The 21,234-nt window shown below is 58.8% G+C and carries 19 protein-coding genes; 13 read left to right on the top strand and 6 right to left on the bottom strand.

Going from position 1 to position 21,234, the window contains the following annotated elements:
- Positions 1-579: 579 nt before the first annotated feature.
- On the bottom strand, positions 580-2,097 hold the full coding sequence (locus tag FFH90_RS11380; RefSeq protein WP_026286581.1) for a nucleobase:cation symporter-2 family protein: 1,518 nt from the start codon (positions 2,095-2,097) through the stop codon (positions 580-582).
- A 254-nt stretch (positions 2,098-2,351) separates the two neighbouring features.
- Between FFH90_RS11380 and FFH90_RS11375 the strand changes: the two genes are divergently transcribed.
- Both FFH90_RS11375 and FFH90_RS11370 read left to right on the top strand, forming a co-directional pair.
- Positions 2,352-2,633 (top strand): BrnT family toxin, encoded by a 282-nt coding sequence (locus FFH90_RS11375; RefSeq protein WP_111453785.1) that lies wholly within the window; start codon positions 2,352-2,354, stop codon positions 2,631-2,633.
- Positions 2,634-2,636: 3 nt separating this feature from the next.
- Positions 2,637-2,981 carry a BrnA antitoxin family protein gene (locus FFH90_RS11370; RefSeq protein ID WP_064616981.1) on the top strand — a complete coding sequence of 115 codons (345 nt, stop codon included), beginning with the start codon at positions 2,637-2,639 and terminating at the stop codon, positions 2,979-2,981.
- Between the two features lie 67 nt (positions 2,982-3,048).
- Here the strand turns inward: FFH90_RS11370 and FFH90_RS11365 are convergent, their stop codons facing one another.
- The 4 genes from FFH90_RS11365 to FFH90_RS11350 form a co-directional block, all read right to left on the bottom strand.
- Positions 3,049-3,888 (bottom strand): arylamine N-acetyltransferase, encoded by an 840-nt coding sequence (locus FFH90_RS11365; protein WP_138867196.1) that lies wholly within the window; start codon positions 3,886-3,888, stop codon positions 3,049-3,051.
- 113 nt (positions 3,889-4,001) lie between these two features.
- A complete protein-coding gene (xth, locus tag FFH90_RS11360; protein WP_138867195.1) occupies positions 4,002-4,796 on the bottom strand; it encodes an exodeoxyribonuclease III in 795 nt (264 codons plus the stop codon).
- An 84-nt stretch (positions 4,797-4,880) separates the two neighbouring features.
- The gene (locus FFH90_RS11355; protein WP_111453782.1) at positions 4,881-7,466 is read right to left on the bottom strand and encodes an EAL domain-containing protein; all 2,586 of its coding nucleotides are present in this window, start codon (positions 7,464-7,466) and stop codon (positions 4,881-4,883) included.
- Between the two features lie 188 nt (positions 7,467-7,654).
- On the bottom strand, positions 7,655-9,226 hold the full coding sequence (locus tag FFH90_RS11350; RefSeq protein WP_064616978.1) for a GGDEF domain-containing protein: 1,572 nt from the start codon (positions 9,224-9,226) through the stop codon (positions 7,655-7,657).
- Positions 9,227-9,417: 191 nt separating this feature from the next.
- On the opposite strand from FFH90_RS11350, the gene FFH90_RS11345 reads away from it, so the two are divergent.
- Positions 9,418-9,900, top strand: coding sequence for a hypothetical protein (locus tag FFH90_RS11345; protein WP_018928117.1), 483 nt, complete (start codon positions 9,418-9,420; stop codon positions 9,898-9,900).
- A 3-nt stretch (positions 9,901-9,903) separates the two neighbouring features.
- Here the strand turns inward: FFH90_RS11345 and FFH90_RS11340 are convergent, their stop codons facing one another.
- On the bottom strand, positions 9,904-11,655 hold the full coding sequence (locus tag FFH90_RS11340) for a murein L,D-transpeptidase (RefSeq protein ID WP_138867194.1): 1,752 nt from the start codon (positions 11,653-11,655) through the stop codon (positions 9,904-9,906).
- 81 nt (positions 11,656-11,736) lie between these two features.
- Between FFH90_RS11340 and FFH90_RS11335 the strand changes: the two genes are divergently transcribed.
- The 10 genes from FFH90_RS11335 (at position 11,737) to FFH90_RS11295 (ending at position 21,196) form a co-directional block, all read left to right on the top strand.
- Positions 11,737-12,444, top strand: a complete 708-nt coding sequence (locus tag FFH90_RS11335; RefSeq protein ID WP_018928119.1) for a murein L,D-transpeptidase catalytic domain family protein — start codon at positions 11,737-11,739, stop codon at positions 12,442-12,444.
- 146 nt (positions 12,445-12,590) lie between these two features.
- The gene (locus FFH90_RS11330; RefSeq protein ID WP_138867193.1) at positions 12,591-14,408 is read left to right on the top strand and encodes a copper resistance system multicopper oxidase; all 1,818 of its coding nucleotides are present in this window, start codon (positions 12,591-12,593) and stop codon (positions 14,406-14,408) included.
- A 10-nt stretch (positions 14,409-14,418) separates the two neighbouring features.
- Positions 14,419-15,306, top strand: a complete 888-nt coding sequence (locus tag FFH90_RS11325; protein WP_111453779.1) for a copper resistance protein B — start codon at positions 14,419-14,421, stop codon at positions 15,304-15,306.
- Between the two features lie 55 nt (positions 15,307-15,361).
- Positions 15,362-15,745, top strand: coding sequence for a copper homeostasis periplasmic binding protein CopC (copC, locus tag FFH90_RS11320; RefSeq protein WP_018928122.1), 384 nt, complete (start codon positions 15,362-15,364; stop codon positions 15,743-15,745).
- 3 nt (positions 15,746-15,748) lie between these two features.
- Positions 15,749-16,678 carry a copper homeostasis membrane protein CopD gene (gene copD, locus FFH90_RS11315; RefSeq protein ID WP_138867192.1) on the top strand — a complete coding sequence of 310 codons (930 nt, stop codon included), beginning with the start codon at positions 15,749-15,751 and terminating at the stop codon, positions 16,676-16,678.
- A 159-nt stretch (positions 16,679-16,837) separates the two neighbouring features.
- Positions 16,838-17,626 carry a hypothetical protein gene (locus FFH90_RS11310; RefSeq protein ID WP_018928124.1) on the top strand — a complete coding sequence of 263 codons (789 nt, stop codon included), beginning with the start codon at positions 16,838-16,840 and terminating at the stop codon, positions 17,624-17,626.
- A gap of 126 nt (positions 17,627-17,752) precedes the next feature.
- Positions 17,753-18,094, top strand: a complete 342-nt coding sequence (locus tag FFH90_RS11305) for a hypothetical protein (protein WP_018928125.1) — start codon at positions 17,753-17,755, stop codon at positions 18,092-18,094.
- Positions 18,095-18,321: 227 nt separating this feature from the next.
- Entirely contained in the window at positions 18,322-18,726 is a 405-nt protein-coding gene (locus tag FFH90_RS11300; protein WP_064616971.1) for a hypothetical protein, read from the top strand.
- A 94-nt stretch (positions 18,727-18,820) separates the two neighbouring features.
- Positions 18,821-19,024 carry a DUF2933 domain-containing protein gene (locus FFH90_RS30260; RefSeq protein ID WP_018928127.1) on the top strand — a complete coding sequence of 68 codons (204 nt, stop codon included), beginning with the start codon at positions 18,821-18,823 and terminating at the stop codon, positions 19,022-19,024.
- 90 nt (positions 19,025-19,114) lie between these two features.
- Positions 19,115-21,196 (top strand): copper-translocating P-type ATPase, encoded by a 2,082-nt coding sequence (locus FFH90_RS11295; RefSeq protein ID WP_225602822.1) that lies wholly within the window; start codon positions 19,115-19,117, stop codon positions 21,194-21,196.
- Positions 21,197-21,234 lie beyond the last annotated feature (38 nt).

The following is a 21,234-nucleotide window of genomic DNA, read 5'->3' as shown; positions in this document are numbered from 1 at the left end:
GCGGGCGTTTATCAAGAGCCTGGCATATCTGTCTTTTATTTTGCCCGGCAAGATATTTTCATTTTTCCGAGCGATCATTGTTCGTTAGCATCCAATCATCATGCCTTGTGTGAGCTTGCGCTTGGATTGCCAGGGTTTGTCTTGCAGCATCTTGGGATCGACCCACGATAGCAGCTGTTGCTAATTGAAAAGGTGTGATGGCTAACTGAATCGCCGAAGACTAGAGCAAACTATGGTCAACGTCAGTGCCATTTTTTAGCCAGCATAGACGCGTGTCACATTATAAAAACTGTCAAACTAATGCAATGATCGGTAAGCGGGATGGACGCAACTGCGGTGTTCATAGTGACCCAGGAGTTTCCATAAAGTCTCGGATTAATTAGGATAGCCTTAGGGATATAATTTTTATATATTTTGTAAAATGTCTTTGTAAAACATTTGCTTATTTTTCTATTCGAGTCCAGGTCGTGGAGCCAGACAGCAAAACCGAAAAGCCCCTGAATCGAAAGATTCAGGGGCTTTTTTGTGTTTGCCATAAAGTCAAAAGATCGCAGACCGCAATCTTTTGACTATCTATCTTTAGACATGCTCACTGCTTTTCGCATGCACCGCCCGCAAATCGGCGTGCCCATGGTCCATCTCCACCACCGGAATCTCATTCCCGTCGCAGTCGCGCAGTTTACCTTCGCTGAAGTAGTCCCCTTCCCGCAGCGCCGCCAGGTCTTGATAACGCAAGACCCGCTCTGTACCGGCGGCAAACACCGATTGCTGGTCCGAGTTGCCGGCCGTGAGGTGGTTGAAGGTCAGGTTCAGCACGATGGCCATGATCGCCGAGGAGCTGATGCCCGAGTGGAAGATCGTCGAGAACCAGCTGGGAAAGTGGTCGTAGAAGTTCGGGGCGGCGATGGGGATCATGCCGAAACCGATGGAAGTGGCGACGATGATCAGGTTGACGTTGTTGCGGTAGTCGACCTTGGACAGCGTCCGAATGCCGCTGGCGGCGACGGTACCGAACAGCACGATGCCGGCGCCACCAAGTACGGAGGTTGGCACGGCGGCGATGACCCGTCCCATGAACGGCAGCAACCCAAGCACCACCAGAAACACACCACCGGTGGCCACCACGAAACGGCTCTTGATCCCGGTGACCGCCACCAGCCCGACGTTCTGGGCGAAGGCGCTCTGAGTGAAGGAGCCGAAGATTGGCGCGATCATGCTCGACAGCATGTCTGCACGCAAACCGTTGCCCAGGCGTTTTGAGTCGACCTTGGTGCCGATGATTTCACCGACGGCGAGGATATCGGCCGAGGTTTCCACCAGGGTCACCATGATCACGATGCACATCGACAGGATCGCGGCGAAGTGGAAGGTCGGCATGCCGAAATGGAACGGCGCCGGAAAGCCGAACATCGGCCCTTGGGTAACGGACGAGAAATCCGCCATGCCGAGGAACACAGCGATGACCGTGCCGATGACCATCGCCAAGAGGATCGACAAACGGGAAATGGTCGCGCTGCCGATCTTGCTCAATAGCAACACCAGCACCAGCGTCATCGCCGCCAGACCGATGTTCGCCATGCTGCCGAAATCCGGCGCATGGCTGTTGCCACCCATGGCCCAGCGCGCGGCCACCGGCATCAGCGTCAAGCCGATAGTGGTGATCACAATGCCCGTCACCAGCGGTGGAAAGAACTTGGTAATCCTTGAGAACACCGGCGTGATCAGCAAACCGATCAACGACGCGGCAATCACCGCCCCGAGAATCGACTGAAAGCCACCCTCCCCGCCACTGCTGACTATCGCGACCATGGTCGCAACGCCGGAGAACGACACGCCCTGCACCAGCGGCAACTGACAACCGAAAAACGGCAAACCCAGGGTTTGCAGCAATGTCGCCAGCCCCCCTGCAAACAATGAAGCAGCAATCAACAAACCGATGTCTGCCGGCGAGAGCCCGGCCGCCTGGCCGATGATCAAAGGCACCGCGACGATACCGCCGTACATGGTCAGAACGTGTTGCAGGCCATAAGCCATATTCGCGCCGATCCCAAGGTTTTCGTCCTCAGGCCGCTGGTGTGAAACATGGGGCGTTTTCATGGTTGGGGGGTTCCCTGGTTTTTGTTATGCGCACACTGTATTCAATACTCAGGACAACTGTCTATAGAGTTGTATACAACTACCCAGTCAGATTATGGACACTTGTCCACGCCACCCTTTGGCCATAGCGCCTCCAACCCCAAACGTCTTGAAATACTTCCCTGCGCCCCTATCCCTCCTCACCGCTAATCTTTTGCTTTCCAAGCGACCGTCGGCACGGACGCCTCCTCGCTTATACATATAAAGTATGCATAATGAAGTCATTCGAGATTCAGTATCACAGGGCAAAGAACGCGGCCAACAAACTAAAACATCAAGGCATCAGCCTCGCAGAGACAGAACCGGTGTTTTATGACGAACGAGCCCTGACTTTTCAGGACAACCATCATGATGAGCAGCGGTGGATCATCATGGGGCTGGATGCCAAAGGTCGCTTGCTGGTCGTTGCGTACACCTATCGCGACCCGAATTTCGTGCGAATCATTTCCGCACGCGTCGCCACCAAAGGCGAGCGTCGCCACTATTTGGAGGCTTGAACGATGAAAGACGAATACGACTTCAGCAACGCCAAGCGTGGAGCAATTGCCACAAGCAAAGGCAAGACCCGAATCACCATCATGCTCGACGATGTCGTCATAGAGGCTGCACGCGCTCTGGCAGAAAACGAGGGGTATGGCTACCAGACAGTGATCAACAATACTTTGCGCCAGGTGTTGCTCAGCGATAAAGGCAAAGCGGCGAAGCCCGATGAGAACACCGCAGGTACAAACGTCGGGCATTTCAAAAAAGGCATAACCGCCTCGGAGCTGAAAAGCCTGGAGAAAAAATTGTCAGAGGCCCTCAGCGAAATCCATCACGTGATGGAGCTAGAAGTTCGTTCCTAGACACAAACCGCTTGAGTCGGCCAAATAAAAAAGGGCGGATTGATCAGATCCGCCCTTCGCGTGGTGCTCAGTTTGCCTGCGGCACCGGCTCGATCAACCGCTCCAGCACCGGCTCCAACGCCTCCTTCGCTGGCACCCGAATGTCGAACTCACGTTCCAGCAACCCGATCAACTCATCCACATCCGTCACCTGCCGCCGCTCGCTCTCGCTGCCCAAGCGGTGAATGGCAAAACTGCCATTGTTCAGCGTGCGTCGCCATCCCTCCCCCGTCCGCGCCACCATCAATTGTTTGACGAAGGGCGATTCAGGATGAGTCGAGACGTACCAGTTACCGAGGGTGTAATCGATGTCTTCCTGACGTTGCAGATCGAAGATGTACATCGCCCGCCATTCACCGCCGACGTTGGCACGCAGGGTGTAACCGTCTGCATGCTGTTCGATGCGATAGGGTTCGTGGGGAGTGAGCTGTTCGTCCTCGGTGTCGAGGATCAGCGGTGCGGTGGGCACCATGCCGCCGAAGCCGACGTCGGTGATGTAGCGCACGCCGTCAAGGATCACCAGGCTCAAGCGGTGAGTGCGTGCGGTCCATGCGCCTTCGGGCTGGTTCATGACTACGCGACCGGTGATGCCGCGCGCCTCGAACCCCAGCGTCTGCAGCAAGGCCAGGAACAGGTTGTTGAGTTCGTAGCAGTAGCCACCGCGACCGTCGTGCAACACTTTCTGCTCGATGGACGGCAGGTCGATGAGTACCGTTTGACCCAGCAGCGTGGTGAGGTTTTCGAACGGAAAAGCACCGGTGTGGCGCAACTGCAATTGACGCAGGGCTTCCAGGGTCGGCGCCGGGGGCGCGTCGAAACCCAGGCGTTGCAGGTACAGCGCAAGATTTGTCAGTCGTGGTTCGCTCATCGCTCAATCCTTATGCATGGAGCCCGCGGATCGCTCCGCCGATGGCCGCCATGTATAAGGGAAAAAGTGCTCGGGCCGATAATTGATTTCGCCAATCGCCGCTCACGCCAAAACTATCGCCGTTTGCGTGAACCCAATCGAATCCACGTCGGCGCGTGATCGCTGGCATGAGACTCGTTGCGAACCCAGGCGTCGACGCCGGCCTCTCGCAGATAAGGACTCGCTGCCTGATTGAGCAGCAGATGATCGATGCGCAGTCCCGAGTTTTTCTGCCAGTGCTGCCGGAAGTAGTCCCAGAAGGTGTAGATCCGCTCCTCTGGATACAGATGGCGCAGGGAATCAGTCCAGCCCTGATCCAGCAGACGCTGATAACACGCACGACTCTCGGGTTGCAGCAGCGCGTCCTTGAGCCAGGAGCGTGGGTTGTAGATGTCCATATCGGTGGGCACCACGTTGTAGTCGCCGGCCAGCACCACCGGATGCTCGCTGCTCTGCAGGTCCTTGGCGTACGAGATCAGCCGCTCGAACCACGCCAGTTTGTAATCGAACTTCGGCCCCGGCTGCGGATTGCCGTTGGGCAAGTACAGACACCCCACCAGAACCCCGTGCACGGCCGCTTCGATGTAGCGGCTATGGGTGTCACTGTCATCGCCCGGCAGACCACGCCGACGCTCCAGCGGTTGCGCATCGCGCGCCAGAATCGCCACCCCGTTCCACGCCGCCTGGCCCTGCCAGATAGCGCCATAACCGGCCGCCTCCAGCTCAGCGGCAGGGAATGCCCCGTCCACCGATTTGAGTTCCTGCAGGCAGGCGATGTCTGGCTGCTCCCGCGCCAGCCACGCCAGTAGATTGGGCAGGCGTGCACGCATGCCGTTGACGTTGAAGGTGGCGATTTTCAGGTTGTTCATAATCCGATGCTCGCGCCGGATGGGCGGTATCCAATTGTGACCGGGGGCTGCCCCGGCAGTTGCCGCGGCGGATGTAACAGGCGACTAAAGGTGCGCGCTCTGCAGCGGGAAATCTTCCTGCGAGACCTTGAGCAACGGCAGCAGCGCATACCTGTCCACCGGACGACTGAGGTAAAAACCCTGCACTTCATGACACTGATCCGAGATCAGGAAGTCCAGTTGCTCCAGCGTCTCGACACCTTCTGCAGTGACGGTCAGGCCCATCGCCTTGCCCAGGTTGATGATCGCCTGCACCACGGCGCGATCATTGCTGCCGCTGCTCATGGACGAAATAAAGCGTTTGTCGATCTTGATCCCGTCGAACGGATACGTGCGCAAGTAACCCAGCGAGGAATAACCGGTGCCGAAGTCGTCCATGTTCAGGCGCACGCCCAGCTCCTTGAGCGCATTCATGGTCGCCAAGGCGCCATCGACGTCGATGAGCATCACGTTTTCAGTGATCTCCAGCTCCAGCCGACTGGCGGGCAAGCGGGTCTGGATCAACGCTTCGCGCACGTCCTCGATCACATCGCTACGGGCGAATTGAACCGGTGACAGGTTGACCGATACCATCATCGCACCGGGCCAGGTCAGAGCGGTCTCGCACGCCTCGCGTAGCACCCAGCGGCCCAATGGCACGATCAGATCGGTTTGCTCGGCCAGCGGGATAAACGCGTCGGGACTCAACAAGCCTTGCACTGGATGCTGCCAGCGCAGCAGCGCTTCGACCGAGACGATGCGCTTGCCATCGACGTGATAACGCGGCTGGTAATGCATCACGAATTCGTTGTTCTTGATCGCCCGACGCAGGTCGTTTTCCAGTTGCCGGCGATGCTGGATCTGATCGTTCATGTGCGCGGCAAAATAGCACCAGGTCTTCTTGCCATCGGATTTGGCCTGATACAACGCGATATCGGCACACCGAATCAGCTCCTGTGGAATATGCCCCTGGCGCCGGCTCAAGGCGATACCGATGCTCGCGCCGATGTGCAGCGAGTGATGGTCGTAGTGAATCGGCTGATGCAGGCTGTCGAGCAAGCGCTCGCAAAACCGGTCGATTTCCGCGTGGCTGTCCATGCCATGGAGCACCAGCACGAACTCGTCGCCCCCCAGTCGGGCGACCAGATCAATTTCTCGTGTGCTCTCGCGCAAACGGGTGGCGACTTCCAGCAATACTGCATCGCCGGCCGGGTGGCCGAGGGAATCGTTGATCGGCTTGAAGTTATCCAGGTCGATCATCAACAACGTCAGCGCCGTCGACTGCTCTTTCAGTGCCAGCGCCTCATCGAGAAAACGCGCCAGTTTGTTGCGGTTCGGCAGGCCGGTCAGGGCATCGTGCAACGACAGATGCTGGATCTGCGCATGGGCGGCGACTTCGTCGGTGATGTCGCTGGCCGTTCCGCGATAGCCCAGCACTGCGCCCTTGCGCTGGATCGGCCGTGCCGACACCCGACAGACCCGCTGTTGCCCCGATTGATCGCGGTAGGAACAGCGCAAATGGCTGACGGCTTGCTCTTCATCGAGTTTGTTCAGCCACAGCGACAACGGCGTCGTATCGCAATTGAGCAATTGCCCGATGTTCTGTCCCAGCCACTGCTGATCGGAGAACCCGGTGACGGTGCTGAAGCGTCCCGACAGATAAGTGATGCAATGCTGGTCGTCGATTTCCCAGATCCAGTCGGACGCGGCCTCGGCTACCGCACGAAAACGCTCTTCACTGGCCTCCAGTGCCTGGTTCGACAAATCGAGGCTGGTGTAACTGGCATCCACATGCCCGGACGTGCGCAGGACATAGCGAAAGAAATAAGCGGTCAACAACGCCAGAACCAGCAGCGCCCCGCCCAGTGGCGGCAGCAGTGACCAAAGCAATTGATGACCCGGCCGCTGGAGCCGGGAGACCAGACTGTAACCGGTGCCAGCGAGGGCAATAGCGGGCTGACCGGGAGCGATGACGTTGTCGGGCGTCAGGCTCAAGTCGTGCAAACCGTAATCGACGCTCAAGGCGCTGAGCTTTTCAGGGTTCAGCTGGTCAACGTATATAAGCACCGAAGTGCTTTTGGGATCGACCGCCGGGCGTTCGTCATTGGGCACAATCGCGGCGGCCGACAGCAGCGCGGGTTTGCCCTCGAACAAGGTGTAGTGGCTGACGGGCTTGATGAGGTTCTCCTGACCCTGAACCTCGTCAATGAGCGTCGCCATCGAGGTCGACAGATAGGCCGCCGCCTCGTCCTGCACCTGAAGCCCACGCACCACGGCGTATTTTGTTCGCTGGGGATCGACCACGAAAACCCCCTCGTAGTGGTCCATGGTGAACAGGGTCTTACCCAGGTTCTGCTCGACGTAGGCCCATTCCACATCGACCTCGCCGTTCAGGTGATCATAGGCCGACGTCCAGTTGGCATAACTGGCAATGTAGTTTTTCGTGGAGGTAATGCGGTTTTCCAGCGCGCGCTGGGTATAAAACGTGGTCTTGGCCAGATCCTCGGCATCGAGCCGCCCGGCAATACTGAACAGGGCGATCAGCGCGATCAGCACCCCAACCACAAACAACAGACCGACCACCAACATCAGGTTGCGGGTAATCGGGGTATGGCGCGCAGGTGCAGCGGTGGTAACGGCAGACAAATCCATGCACTTGATCCTGTCAATCGATTGCTCGATCGGAATGAGACCGTTGGGCCGGTCGGTCAGGTGTGACAGCCAGGCTCTCTGCACTGACCATAGCAGGCATGCCCGATCATCGCTCCTGGATAACGCAAGTCATTGCCGCACTTGAAGAACCGGTCACAAGAACCATTGCCCATCGATGGTCGCAAGCGTCATCGATCCGAGCGCATCAGCGCCTCGACGCCCCCTTCCATCGACAACACCGCCGAGCGATTTCGCCCTGAATGCTTGGCCTGGTACAGCGCCGCATCCGCGCGCTTGATCAACACTTCGGTGCTGTCGTGCGCCGTCGGCACAAACGAATAACAGCCAAGACTGACCGTCAGATAGCCCGTGGGCGAACCGCTGTGGGTGATGTTTTTGTCCATGACGCTGCGGCGGATTTGCTCGGCGATCGTCAGTGCTCCATGAATGTCGGTGTCCGGCAGCAACACCGCGAACTCTTCACCGCCGTAGCGCACCGCCAGATCGGCTTTGCGGTGACAGCAACTCTTCAGGGCCCGCGCCACTTCAGCCAGGCAATGGTCCCCGGCCACATGACCGTAAGTGTCGTTGTAGCGCTTGAAGTAATCGATATCGAGCATGATCAGGCCCAGCGAGCTCGACCGCCGGGCACCGCGCCCGAACTCTTTCTCCAGCGCCCGTTCGAACAAGCGGCGGTTGGCCAACCCGGTCAGGCTGTCGTGGGTGGCGATCAGCTCCAGGGTTTTCTGCGCCTCACGCAAATCCGCCTCGATGCGCTCGCCCGCGCGAACCTGATGAATGAACACCCAACCGAACAACCCCACGCCGAGGACAACCAGAGCGACGATCACACCGGATTGAATCGCCGTGTCGTACCAGTCCTTGAGGACCGCGTCTTTGGAGGATGCCGCCGCGACCACCACCGGATAGGCATCGAGCTGACGATAGCCATACAGCCGAGGGATGCCATCCACCACTGAGTCGATCATGGCGTTGCCGGACGTGGCGTTGGGCAAGAGTTTCTGAAAAATCTCGCCCTTAGCCAATGACCTGCCGATCTGCGATTCCACAAACGGCCGCCGCGCCAGCAGTGTTCCATCGGTCAATGCCAAAAACATCGCGCCGTTGTCGTCGAGGCTGAAGCTTTTGAAGAACTGATCGAAGTACGACATCTTGATCCCGGCCAGCAACACACCCTGGAAATGACCGCTCTGATCGTTTATCCGCCTGGAAACCGGAATGATCCACTCGCCATTTTCCCGACTACGAATGGCCGGGCCGATGTGCGCCAGGGTTGAGATGTTTTGCTGGTGAAACCTGAAATACTCGCGATCCGCCACACCAGCCCCGCGGGGTAGATCCTCGAACGACGTCACGGCCCATTGCCCCTGCCTGTCGAACAGAAATATCCCGTGCAACTGATGCAGCGCCTGCACCCGCCGGGCGAAGGTTTTCTGCAGGCGTGGCGTCTGGGCAGCGTCGAAACCTTCAGCCTGAATCCAGTCCACCAGACTGGTCAGTACCAGATCGGCCTTCATGAACGTGTCTTCGGCCTGCTGCGCCATGGCCCGGGTCAGGTTCGACGACGACACCTCGGCCAACGCCAGGTCATGCCGACGCGACTGCTCCAGTTGCAGGTAAAGCAGCCCACAGAGACAAAGACATACCGCCGCAATGAACAGCACCGCAGCCTTGAGCAAAGGCAGTCGCTTCAAGGCACCGCCGGACGCGTGCTGCGGATCGTGAATGGGGATAGGCAAAAGTGAGTCCTGGAAGGGTAAGACATGGGCGACGGCCCAAAGCCCTTATTTTTTGAGCGTAGTCTACGGGGTTGTGCGGGATAAACAGAGGATTGAGGGATAAAAGGTTGTGTTTTAATCCCATGACGCAAGGCAAAACCACATGACCTTGAAGGAGCTACGATTAACTGACATCACGACAGGAAATCGAAATGAGTAAGGTAGACGAGCTCGCCGCGAAGCTTAAACAATCCCGGCAAACCAGTGCCGACGCGACCATCGCCGATCAAGCCATCGACAGCTGGCCTGCCCAGGTCTACGAGCTGTATCACCAGATCGAAGCCTGGCTGCAACCACTGATCGAGGTGGGCCTGAAGCTGCGACGCAATTCCACTCATGTATTCGAGAGTGCGCCGGACGGCGCGACTTACGATTACGCCATCGACCAACTGCTGATCGAAGGCAACCACCACGGCATCACCTTCGATCCCGTCGCGCGCTTCACCGTCGACGGTGCCGGGCGGATCGAAATCCACTCGACAGGCAAGGAACTCGCCTTGTTACGAACCGTGAACGAACATGGCGAGACGCAGTGGTGGCTCCAGGCGAGCGAACAATCCGGACAACAACCGGATGCGATCGCGCTGACGGAACACAATTTGCTGCTGGCCGTGCAGGAAGGCTTGGGGCTTTAAGGCCTACAAATTGCTCTGCTCCGCCGCTACCGAGGGAGGCGCCGCTCGCCTCCCGTCCAGCGCCGGCCGCTCCGAAGGCAGATTCAACGCCCGCAGTACCGGGGAGTCATAGCCATACACATCGGGCTTGAATGTCACGCGTCCATCAAGACTCAGGTCCACCGTCCAGTAGGCCAACAGCACCGGCACTTTCACCGGGAGCCTGATGTTCTCTGTCTTGCCGTTGGCTAACTGTTTTTGAATCCCTTCGCTGTTCCAGTGAACCGGATCGTTGAACAACAGCTCCACCAATTGCAGCGGGTTTTCTACCCGAATACAGCCGGAGCTGGTCGCGCGGTTGGATTTGGCGAACAACTCGCGATGCGGCGTGTCATGCAGATAAATCGAATACTCGTTGGGAAAACGAATCACCACTTGCCCCAGGGAGTTATCCGAGCCCGCATCCTGCCGCAAGGTGAGACCGCGCGGGTTGTCCCAATCGACAGTGGACGGATCAAGCACATTGCCATCTCGATCGATCACGCGAATCCGGCTTGCCTCAAGGTAACCAGGATTGTCGCGAATCTTCGGCAGCATGTCCTTGAGCAGAATCGTCGGTGGTACGGTCCAGGTGGGGTTGAACGTGACGTAGGTGATCGCGGATTGAAAAATCGGCGTGCTGCGAAACGGTTTACCGACCTGCACCCGTGAGCGCCAGATCGGTTTGCCATCGCGATAGAACGCGACTTTATACCCGGCGATATCGACCACGACGAAGGTGCCCTGAAGCTTGTACAGCAGCCATCGCGCCCGCTCCATATTCACCCGCACCTGATCGATTCGCGCCTCGACCGGTACATTCAGCTCCGCGAGCGTCGCCGGCCCCGCTACGCCGTCCGCCCCAAGGTATTGCTCGGTCTGAAACTTCTTCACCGCCGCAGTGACGGTGTCGTCGTAGTCGGTGCGAGCAGTTCCTTGCGCGGCGAGATAACCGCCCGCCGCCAAACGCGTACGCAGTAGAGCAACCGAGGCGTCGTCCATGCCGGGCCTGAGCGTCTGCCCTTCCGGGATCTTTGGCCAGCCACCCCGATCACGAACCTTGCGCAGTTGCGCCAGGCCATGGCGCAACGTGCCGTAAACCGCTTCTTGGGGCGGCGCCTGGGCAAAGGCGCGCGCAATGTCATGGCTATCGAGGGCGGCAAAAAATTTATTGACGTCCTCCCGAGGATCGACGCCGGCGGGGTCGAAGTTCCAGTGGATGTCCAACCGCGAAGGGTCGACCTTGCCGCGCCGCAACTGCAGCAGCGCCGTGATGAACGTCCGGGTGGCGGAGATATCAAAGGCTGCCCGTTGCCCGGGGGTTGGGGAGGTTGTCTGCATCAGCGTGTGGGCCTCGGCCAACTCGGCGATCCGGAAATCCGCGGGGTTCAGGCCATCGGCCTGGGTATCACCCAAGCTTTTCAACAACTGGGCGACATCGTCATCGTCCGTCCAGGCGGCGCGATAGCCACGATGGCTATAAAAATCCAGCACGACTCGGTTCACATCGACCCGTTGATGACGCGGCGAGGTGAGCAGCGGCGGAAACGCCGAACTCAATGGCGCCAACTCCGCCTGAATCGCTTGGCCAACATAATCACCGGGAGCCGCTTCAGCCACAGTGCTAACGGGAGATACCGGCTCAATCGGCGAAGTTTGCGCGATCGCCGTGCCGCTTATCAGAAAGCCCATAAAAAACATGCGGCTTATGACGAATAACCTTGTTAACTGCGCCATGGATAATCCTTAATCTTCCGTTTTCAACCGGCTAGCGTCGTGCGCGCTGCTAGACTCGAAATATTCAGATGAGACTTGCATATGGCCCCACACCGCTTTGGCTGCTTAATGACGGCCCTGCTGCTGACTGCTTTTTTTTCATTACCGGCAGCCTACGCCGATTCGCTTGAAGCTGCCTTGGTCAAAGCGGCCCCCGATGCCAACGCCAAAGTCATTGCCCTGGCCGTTCGCGCCTCCCAATGCAGCCGGGCCCAAGGCACGTCCCCGGTGCAGAGACTCGCAGTGATCGATTATTCCCTGCCCTCGACGGTGCAACGTCTTTGGGTATTCGACCTTAAACAACGCAAATTGTTGTTCCATGAACTGGTCGCCCACGGTCGCAACAGTGGCGAGAACATGGCCAGCCAATTCTCCAATCAGAATGCCAGCTACGCCACCAGCCTGGGCTTGTACCGCACCCAATCCAGCTATGTCGGGCAGAACGGTTATTCCCTGCGCATGGAAGGCCTGGAACCGGGTTTTAACGACAACGCCTTCGAACGGGCGATCGTCATTCACGGCGCACCTTACGTCAGCCCTGCCCTGGCGCGGGCCAATGGCCGGATTGGCAGAAGTCTCGGCTGCCCTGCGGTGAGGCCTGCGATTGCACATCGGCTGATCGACTCGATGAAAGACGGGCAGTTGTTGTTTTCCTACTATCCGGATCAGCGTTGGTTGAAGTCTTCTTCGTATATCAATTGCGGTAACGCCACCGTGGCGGATTCGTCCAGGTCCAATAGCAGTCCTTGAACACCGCGTGAAACTGTCAAAACTGTAATCTTGGCCTCAGCCTGCTGAAAGGCACCGCCCGTTAGCCTCCTCCCCATTGAGTTCTCTTCCTTCCGCTCAGGATGGACCTGAGGGCTTCATCAGGCTGACGGACGGGATAAAACGGCATGCATTCCAACACCTCAAGACGCACCTTTGTGAAGGGCCTGGCCGCTGGCGGGGTGCTCGCTGGCCTCGGGCTGTGGCGCACGCCAGTCTGGGCGGTCACCAGCCCCGGCCAACCGAATGTGCTGGCCGGTACCGACTTCGACCTGTTCATTGGCGAATCCCCGGTCAACATCACCGGCAACCCTCGAATCGCGATGACCATCAACGGCGGCATTCCCGGCCCCCTGCTGCGCTGGCGTGAAGGCGACACCGTCACGCTGCGGGTGAAAAACAAACTCAAGGACAGCACGTCCATTCACTGGCACGGCATTTTGCTGCCGGCCAACATGGACGGTGTGCCGGGCCTGAGTTTTCACGGGATCGAACCGGATGGCATGTACGTCTACCAGTTCAAGGTCCGGCAGAACGGCACTTACTGGTACCACAGCCACTCGGGCTTCCAGGAACAGTCCGGGGTTTATGGGCCGTTGGTGATCGACGCCAAGGAGCCGGAGCCGTTCCAATACGACCGCGATTACGTGGTGATGCTCACCGACTGGACCGACGAAGACGCCGTCGGCCTGATGAAAAAACTCAAGAAACAATCGGACTACTACAACTACAACAAACGCACTGTGGGCGACTTCATCCACGACGTCAGCGAGAAAGGCTGGGGGTCGACGGTGGCCGATCGCAAGATGTGGGCCGAGATGAAGATGAACCCCACCGACCTGGCGGACGTCAGCGGTGCCACTTACACCTACTTGATGAACGGCCAGGCGCCGAACATGAACTGGACTGGCCTATTCCGTCCCGGCGAAAAGCTGCGCCTGCGTTTTATCAACGGCTCGTCCATGACCTATTTCGACGTACGTATCCCGGGCTTGAAAATGACCGTGGTCGCGGCGGATGGCCAACACGTCAAACCGGTGAGCGTCGACGAGTTCCGCATCGCGGTGGCGGAGACGTTCGATGTAATTGTCGAGCCGACCCAGGACGCCTACACGCTGTTCGCCCAATCGATGGATCGAACGGGTTATGCGCGAGGCACCCTGGCGGTGAAGGCAGGGTTGTCGGCGCCGATTCCAGCGCTGGATCCGCGACCGCTGCTGACCATGGATGACATGGGCATGGGCGGCATGGATCACGGCAGCATGGGCGGTGACATGGCGGGGATGGACCACGGTGCCATGCAAGGCATGAACGGTGGTGACATGCAGGGCATGGACGGCGGCGACATGCAGGGCATGGACAGCATGGCCGGAATGGATCACAGCAGCATGGCCATGGGTGGCATGGCCGGAATGGCCGGTATGCAATCCCATCCCGACACGGAAAAAGACAACCCTCTGGTGGACATGCAAGCCATGAGCACCACGCCAAAACTCGACGACCCGGGCATCGGCCTGCGCAACAACGGCCGCCGTGTGCTGACCTACTCCGACCTGCGCAGCACCTTCGAAGACCCGGACGGCCGCGAGCCCGGCCGCACCATCGAACTGCACCTGACCGGCCACATGGAGAAGTTCGCCTGGTCGTTCAACGGCGTGAAGTTCTCTGATGCCGAACCCGTGCGACTCAAGTACGGCGAGCGGGTTCGAGTGGTGCTGGTCAACGACACGATGATGACTCACCCCATTCATTTGCACGGCATGTGGAGCGACCTCGAAGACGAGAACGGCCAGTTCATGGTACGCAAACACACCATCGACATGCCGCCAGGATCAAAGCGCAGCTATCGGGTCACTGCCGATGCGCTCGGCCGCTGGGCCTACCACTGCCATCTCCTGTACCACATGGAAATGGGCATGTTCCGTGAAGTTCGCGTGGAAGAATAAGGCGCTACCCATGACCAGACTCACTCCGATCACTTTGACCCTCGTCACCATGGGCCTGACGCTCTCTTCGGCCATGGCCGCCACCGACAACATGCAGGGCATGGACCATAGCCAGATGCCGGGCATGGACCACAGCCAGATGCAGAGCGAGGATTACGGGCAAATGCAGCCCGCCGCGCCGACCCAAAGCCGCACGCCGATCCCGGCATTGACCGACGCCGACCGTGCCGCCGTTTTCGTCAGCCCCGCCGGCCATGACATGCACGACAGTGCGCTCAACTATTACTTCCTAGCCGACAAACTCGAATGGCAGGACGCCGATAACGGCAGCGCATTGGCGTGGGATCTGTCCGGCTGGATCGGCGGCGACATCGATCGCCTGTGGCTGCGCTCCGAAGGCGAACGCGTCAATGGCAAAACCGAAGACGCCGAGGTCCAGGCCCTCTGGGGTCACGCGATCAGCCCATGGTGGGACGTGGTGACCGGCGTGCGCCAGGACTTCAAACCCGGCGCCCCGCAAACCTGGGCCGCGCTCGGCGTGCAAGGCATGGCGTTGTACAACTTCGAAACCGAGGCCACCGCGTTCATCGGCGAAGGCGGTCAGACCGCTGCACGCCTTGAAGGCGACTACGACATCCTGCTCACCAACCGGCTGATTCTGCAGCCGACCGCCGAGCTCAACGTCTACGGCAAAAACGACCCGCAACGGGGCATCGGCTCCGGGTTGTCCAGCACCGAAGCCGGCCTGCGCCTGCGCTATGAAATCCGCCGGGAATTCGCGCCCTACATCGGCGTGACCTGGAACCGCACCTACGGCAAAACCGCCGATTACGCCAGGGACGAAGGCGAGGACCGCAGCGAAGCCCGACTGGTCGTCGGCGTTCGGCTGTGGTTCTAAACACTTCAACTCAAAAACCTAAAAACCAACCGCTTAAAGCGGTAAGAGGCCTTGCATGCGCACCATCAAAACCACCGCTGTCGCCATCGCACTTTCCACCGGGCTGCTCATGAGCGCACTGGCTCAAGCCCACCCGAAACTGCTCTCCTCCACCCCAACCGAAGGCGCGGACGGCGCAGCGCCCAGCAACATCGAACTGCACTTCTCCGAAAACCTCATGACCCAATTCTCCGGCGCCAAACTGGTCATGACCGAAATGCCCGGCATGGCCCATTCCCCCATGCCGATGAAAGCCAAGGTCTCCGGCGGCAGCGACCCGAAAACCATGGTCATCACCCCGCTCTCGCCCCTGCCCACCGGCAGCTACAAAGTCGAATGGCGCGCCGTGTCTTCGGACACTCACCCGATCACCGGCAACGTTACGTTCAAAGTGAAGTGATTGATGAGCGACTCGGTCGGCATTGCCCTGCGGTTTGCGTTGTATGTGGATTTGATGCTGTTGTTCGGGGTAGCGCTTTTTGGGCTGTACAGCCTTAAAGGTCAGGAACGGATGTCCGGGGCGGTGCTGCCATTCCGCTCGATGCTGGCGGGGACGGCAGTGCTGGGCGCGGTGTTGTCCGTCGCCAGCATGGTGATGATGGCGAGCGCCATGAGCGGTGAAACGGACTTCGCCGAGCTGCGTCCGCACATCGAGATGATGCTGTTTGAGACGGATGTCGGCTTGGCTTGGGGGATTCGCATTGTTGCGCTGGTGATCGCTGGCTTAGCGGTGATGCTCCGTGTGCCTGGTTTCAGTTTATGGGTCGCGGCTTTTGCCGGTGCTGTCGCCCTCGCCAGCCTGGCCTGGAGCGGACATGGGGCGATGGATGAAGGCGATCGTCGCTTTTGGCATTTCGCGGTGGACATTCTGCACCTGCTGGCGGCGGGGGCTTGGCTTGGCGCGTTGCTGGCGTTTGCGTTGATGGCGAAGATCAACGCCCTGCAAACCGAAGCGCGCCTCAGGTTGCTGGCCCGCGCGGTCAATCGGTTTGAGGCGATTGGCGCGGCCATCGTCGTGGTCATCACGGTGACGGGGGTGGTGAATTATCTGTTCATCGTTGGGCCGAAGCTGGACGAGGTGTTTCTCAGCACTTACGGGATTCTGCTGTTCATCAAAGTGGTGCTGTTTGCCGGCATGCTGGTGCTCGCCGCGTTGAACCGGTTTCACCTCGGGCCGTTTCTGGAGCGGTCGTTGCGGGACGGGCAATACACGGTCGCCGCCAATGCGTTGCGGCGCAGCGTGGTGGTGGAATTGGCAGCGGCGGTGTTGATCGTGGGATTGGTGGCCTGGTTGGGGACGTTGAGTCCGGAGATGAAAATGGGCGAATTGTAGGGGCACAAGTACCTTTAGAAGGCGCGTAACAAAAGAGGTCGCCTTCCCCGACGTCCGGTGCCCTCCTTTATTTGCCTAGGTGAAAATCCCCTACTACCGTCAACAGTCAGAGGCGGCATTTACCGCTGTGGGCACTCGACATCAGGGAGCGAAATCGGGATGGCTTACAATTTAGCGTTGGTGAACCCCTTTAATGCAAAGGAATCAGCGGATTACGACGAAATATCTAGAAGCTGGCTTGATGCCTGGAAAGAAAAGTCCAAAAGAATAATGCCCCCACCCTCGGAAAGCGATTCAAAAAATTCATCTCCTTCTTTCAAAGAAGATGGAATAAAAAGATTAAGAGATGACGATGAGGAAGAAAAGGCACACCCGAGCAAGACACAAAAAACTTCGACCATCATCTCTAAATACATAAGCAAAGGCTGCCTGGTGTCCGGTGGACCCGCGGCCGAGCAGCTTGTTAGTTTTATTAGAACACTGATTGGAGACGGAGATCGAATTTACGTCTTGGGCCATTGTGAACCGGGAAGCTCCGTGCTTATGTCCTCGGAAGAAAAAGGCAAAGGTCAAACCGTCAACGCCAAAGAACTGGCAAGATTCTTTGACGTGTTATTTGGACTTAATAAGAGCTATGCGGGAAAAATCAAGATATTCGGATGCCATAGCGCACTGGGTTTGGGTGATACAAAATCCTTCGCCGAACAATTCAAGGATGCAATGAGGAAACGTGAATACCATAACTGCACCGTTGAAGGGTATACAGCGTCAGTCAGAGGCTACGATGGCGAGCACAAAGTTGCGTTCATCGGAACCGCCGAAGAGCTAAAACGAGCCCAGATGGCTGAAATTCTGTATGCAGAAGAAACGATCAGCAAAGCTAAGCTCGACTCTTTCTATGAAAACAAAACCGCACGTCCCAGCACCCGGAGAGTGTCCTTCGCCTAGTTTCAGATAGTTTTAAGACAATAGGCTGACGCGTCGCTCAATCATTAAAGGGCGCAAAGGCTTAAGGGTTGACACCCAAGCGCCAAGGTGAAAAAAAGCGGCGCAATTATCGAAAGGAGTTCGAAAATGGCTGACGTGATGAAAGTAGTGGATGTCGACTTAAAAATACTTAAATCAAACCCACCGCAGCTACACATATCGGCAATTGGCTTGGTGAATTCTGGTGGATGGACAAACCCGAGACTGGAGCCACGGGTTTATATCCAGTTCCCACCGGACGGCATTCAGGACTTCGATTTTGTTGCTGATCCGCCCCAAGGGGCTGCTATACAGGTCATCCTTCCCATCGACGCATCAAAACTTTGGAAAGACCCGCCACTCGATAAACTCAAGGGAGTAAGAGTCCACTCTGCTAGCAACTCGATTGAAGCTCACCTTAAGAGTTCGAAGTCCGTGGCTTGTGGATAAACAACTCATATAGAGGGATACGTGTCGGGCCTTGCCTGACACGTATCAGCCATTGGAATGTCACCCTGGCAGCACAACAAACCTCTGTGGACCTCGTTTGATATGGATCAACAACGCCCTGCGACCGTGGCGTAAGTTCAAGATCACTCCCTCTAACGGGAACACAACATACCTTGGTCCGCAGCCATCCGACGCTGCCGATCCGCGTTATCAATGTGGAGATCGCCATGCACATCTACGTCAAGTCCCTCCTGGCCGCACTGGTCATGAGCAGCCCATTGCTGACGCTGGCTGCCGAATACCCCGAAACAACGCCCGCCGCCCCCTCCGAGGACGCAACCCAAGCCACGCCCATGCAAGACAAGGCCATGAGCGAACAGATGAAGAAAATGCAGGCGGCCCACGACAAAATGATCGCCGCCAAAACCCCGGCCGAACGCCGGGCAGCCATGCAGGAAGCCATGACTACGATGAGAACAAGCCTCGGCATGCTGCACGACAATTGCAGAGGTATGGGGATGGGCATGGGCATGTCCGGTGGCAAGGGCAGTTCGGATACGGCGATGATGGACATGATGATGAAAATGATGGATCAGCAATCCATGATGATGAAGATGCCGATGGGCCAATAAGCATCGCGCCATAGCCCCCGTCGTAGGCGGTTGGCATTGGCCGGCATAGCCGGACGACACCCCGGAAGATTTTCGTCAGAACGGAGCGCGTCACATGAACCACTCAAACCCCTCGACACCTCCAGCCACCTCATTCTGGCGCAGCAAACCCGGCATCGCGCTAGGCATGCTGCTGGTGATCGGACTGTTCTACCTGGCCCGCGAGCATTACGGTCATATCTACCCGCTTTTGCCCTATCTGATTCTATTGCTGTGCCCGCTGATGCACCTGTTCGGGCATCACCACGGCAGACACTGACCCATGCATCGCCATCTCGATCACCTCAAATCACCTGCTTTGGCGCAGCAGGCGGCGGAGCCGACGACCGAAAAAGAGTACACCTGCCCCATGCACCCGGAGATCCGCCAGCACAGTCCGGGTACATGCCCCAAGTGCGGCATGACCCTTGAGCCGGTGTTGCCCGAACTGGAGGAATCGGACAACCCTGAGCTCGCGGACTTTTCCCGGCGCTTCTGGTGGACCCTTCCTCTGACTCTGGCGGTGACCGCACTGGCGATGGGCAGCCATGGCTTGAGCCTGTTTCACGGCGCCACACAGAACCTGGTCGAACTGGTGCTCGCCACGCCCGTCGTGCTTTGGGCCGGCTGGCCGTTCTATGTGCGCGGCGCCCGTTCGGTCATCCAGCGCAGCCCCAACATGTGGACGCTGATCGGCCTCGGCACCGCGGCGGCCTTCCTCTATAGCCTTGCCGCCACCCTGACACCCGGCCTGTTTCCAGCCACCTTCATGATGGACGGCCGGGTTGGCGTGTACTACGAAGCAGCGGCGGTCATTATTTCCCTGACGCTGCTCGGACAGATGCTGGAACTCAAGGCGCGCTCGCAAACCTCGGCCGCGATCAAATCACTGCTCGGCCTGGCGCCCAAGACTGCGCGCCGGATCAACACCGACGGCAGCGAAACAGACATTGCACTGAGCCATGTGCACAGCGGCGACACCTTGCGCGTGCGCCCCGGCGAGAAGGTCCCGGTCGATGGTGTGGTGTTGCAGGGCGAAAGCGCGGTGGACGAGTCCATGCTCACAGGCGAGCCGGTCCCCGTGATGAAACGCCCTGGTGACGGGCTGATCGGTGCCACCCTCAATACCCACGGCAGCCTGGTGATGCAGGCGCAGAAGGTGGGCTCAGCCACCGTGCTTGCGCAAATTGTGCAGATGGTGGTCCAGGCACAACGCTCCAAAGCACCGATGCAACGCCTGGCGGACGTGATTGCTGGCTACTTCGTCATGGTGGTGATCGCCATTGCCGTCCTGACTTTTGTCGGCTGGGGGTTGTGGGGGCCGCAACCGAGCTGGGTGTTCGGCCTCATCAATGCAGTGGCGGTGCTGATCATCGCCTGCCCGTGTGCCCTCGGCCTGGCCACACCGATGTCGGTGATGGTCGCCACCGGCAAGGCGGCCAGCAGCGGCGTGCTCTTTCGGGATGCGGCGGCGATCGAAAACCTGCGCAAAATCGACACCCTGATCGTGGACAAGACCGGCACCCTCACCGAAGGCCGCCCGGCGTTTCACAGCGTCGAACCTGCGCCTGGCTACAGTGCTGACGAGGTGCTGCGCCTGGCCGCCAGCCTCGACCAGGGCAGCGAGCACCCGTTGGCCCACGCCATCGTCGAACATGCACGCGCCAATGGCTTGGTGTTGAGCACAGCGCAGACGTTCGAGTCGGCGTCAGGGATCGGCGTGCGCGGCCAGGTCGACGGGCACCGTGTTCAACTGGGCAACACCGCCCTGATGGCAGAAGCCGGCATCGCCCTGGAAGCCTTGCAACCTCAAGCCGAGCAACTGCGCAGCGACGGAACCAGCATCATGTACCTGGCCGTGGATGGCGTGCTCGCGGGGTTGCTCGCCGTCGCCGACCCGATCAAACCCACCACCCGGCTCGCTGTCGAACGCCTGCAGGCCGATGGCGTGCGGGTGATCATGGCGACCGGAGACGGCCTCACCACTGCCCGTGCCGTCGCCCGTCAACTGGGTATCGAAGAAGTCCACGGCGAGGTCAAGCCACAGGACAAGGAACGCCTGGCCGCCGGTATGCAGGAACGCGGGCACCGAGTGGCAATGGCCGGCGACGGCATCAACGATGCCCCGGCCCTGGCCCGTGCCGATGTCGGTATCGCCATGGGCACTGGCACCGATGTCGCGATGAACAGCGCTCAAGTCACCCTGGTCAAGGGCGACCTGCTCGGCATTCTGCATGCCCGCAACCTGTCGGTGGCAACCGTGCGCAACATGCACCAGAACCTTGCCTTTGCCCTGGCCTACAACGCTATGGGCATCCCCCTCGCCGCCGGGTTGTTCTACCCGTTGACCGGGCATTTGCTGTCCCCGTTGGTGGCGGCACTGGCCATGAGCGTGAGCTCTGCCTCAGTGGTGTTCAATGCCTTGCGCCTGCGCCGGGCCGTGATTGACTGAGCACATTGCTGACAGCCAGGAAGCGGTTTCACTACACT

Source organism: Pseudomonas sp. ATCC 43928 (genome assembly GCF_005938665.2).
Lineage (GTDB): Bacteria > Pseudomonadota > Gammaproteobacteria > Pseudomonadales > Pseudomonadaceae > Aquipseudomonas.
Note: the sequence above shows the minus strand (reverse complement) of the source record. Positions and strands in the feature narration are given on the sequence as shown.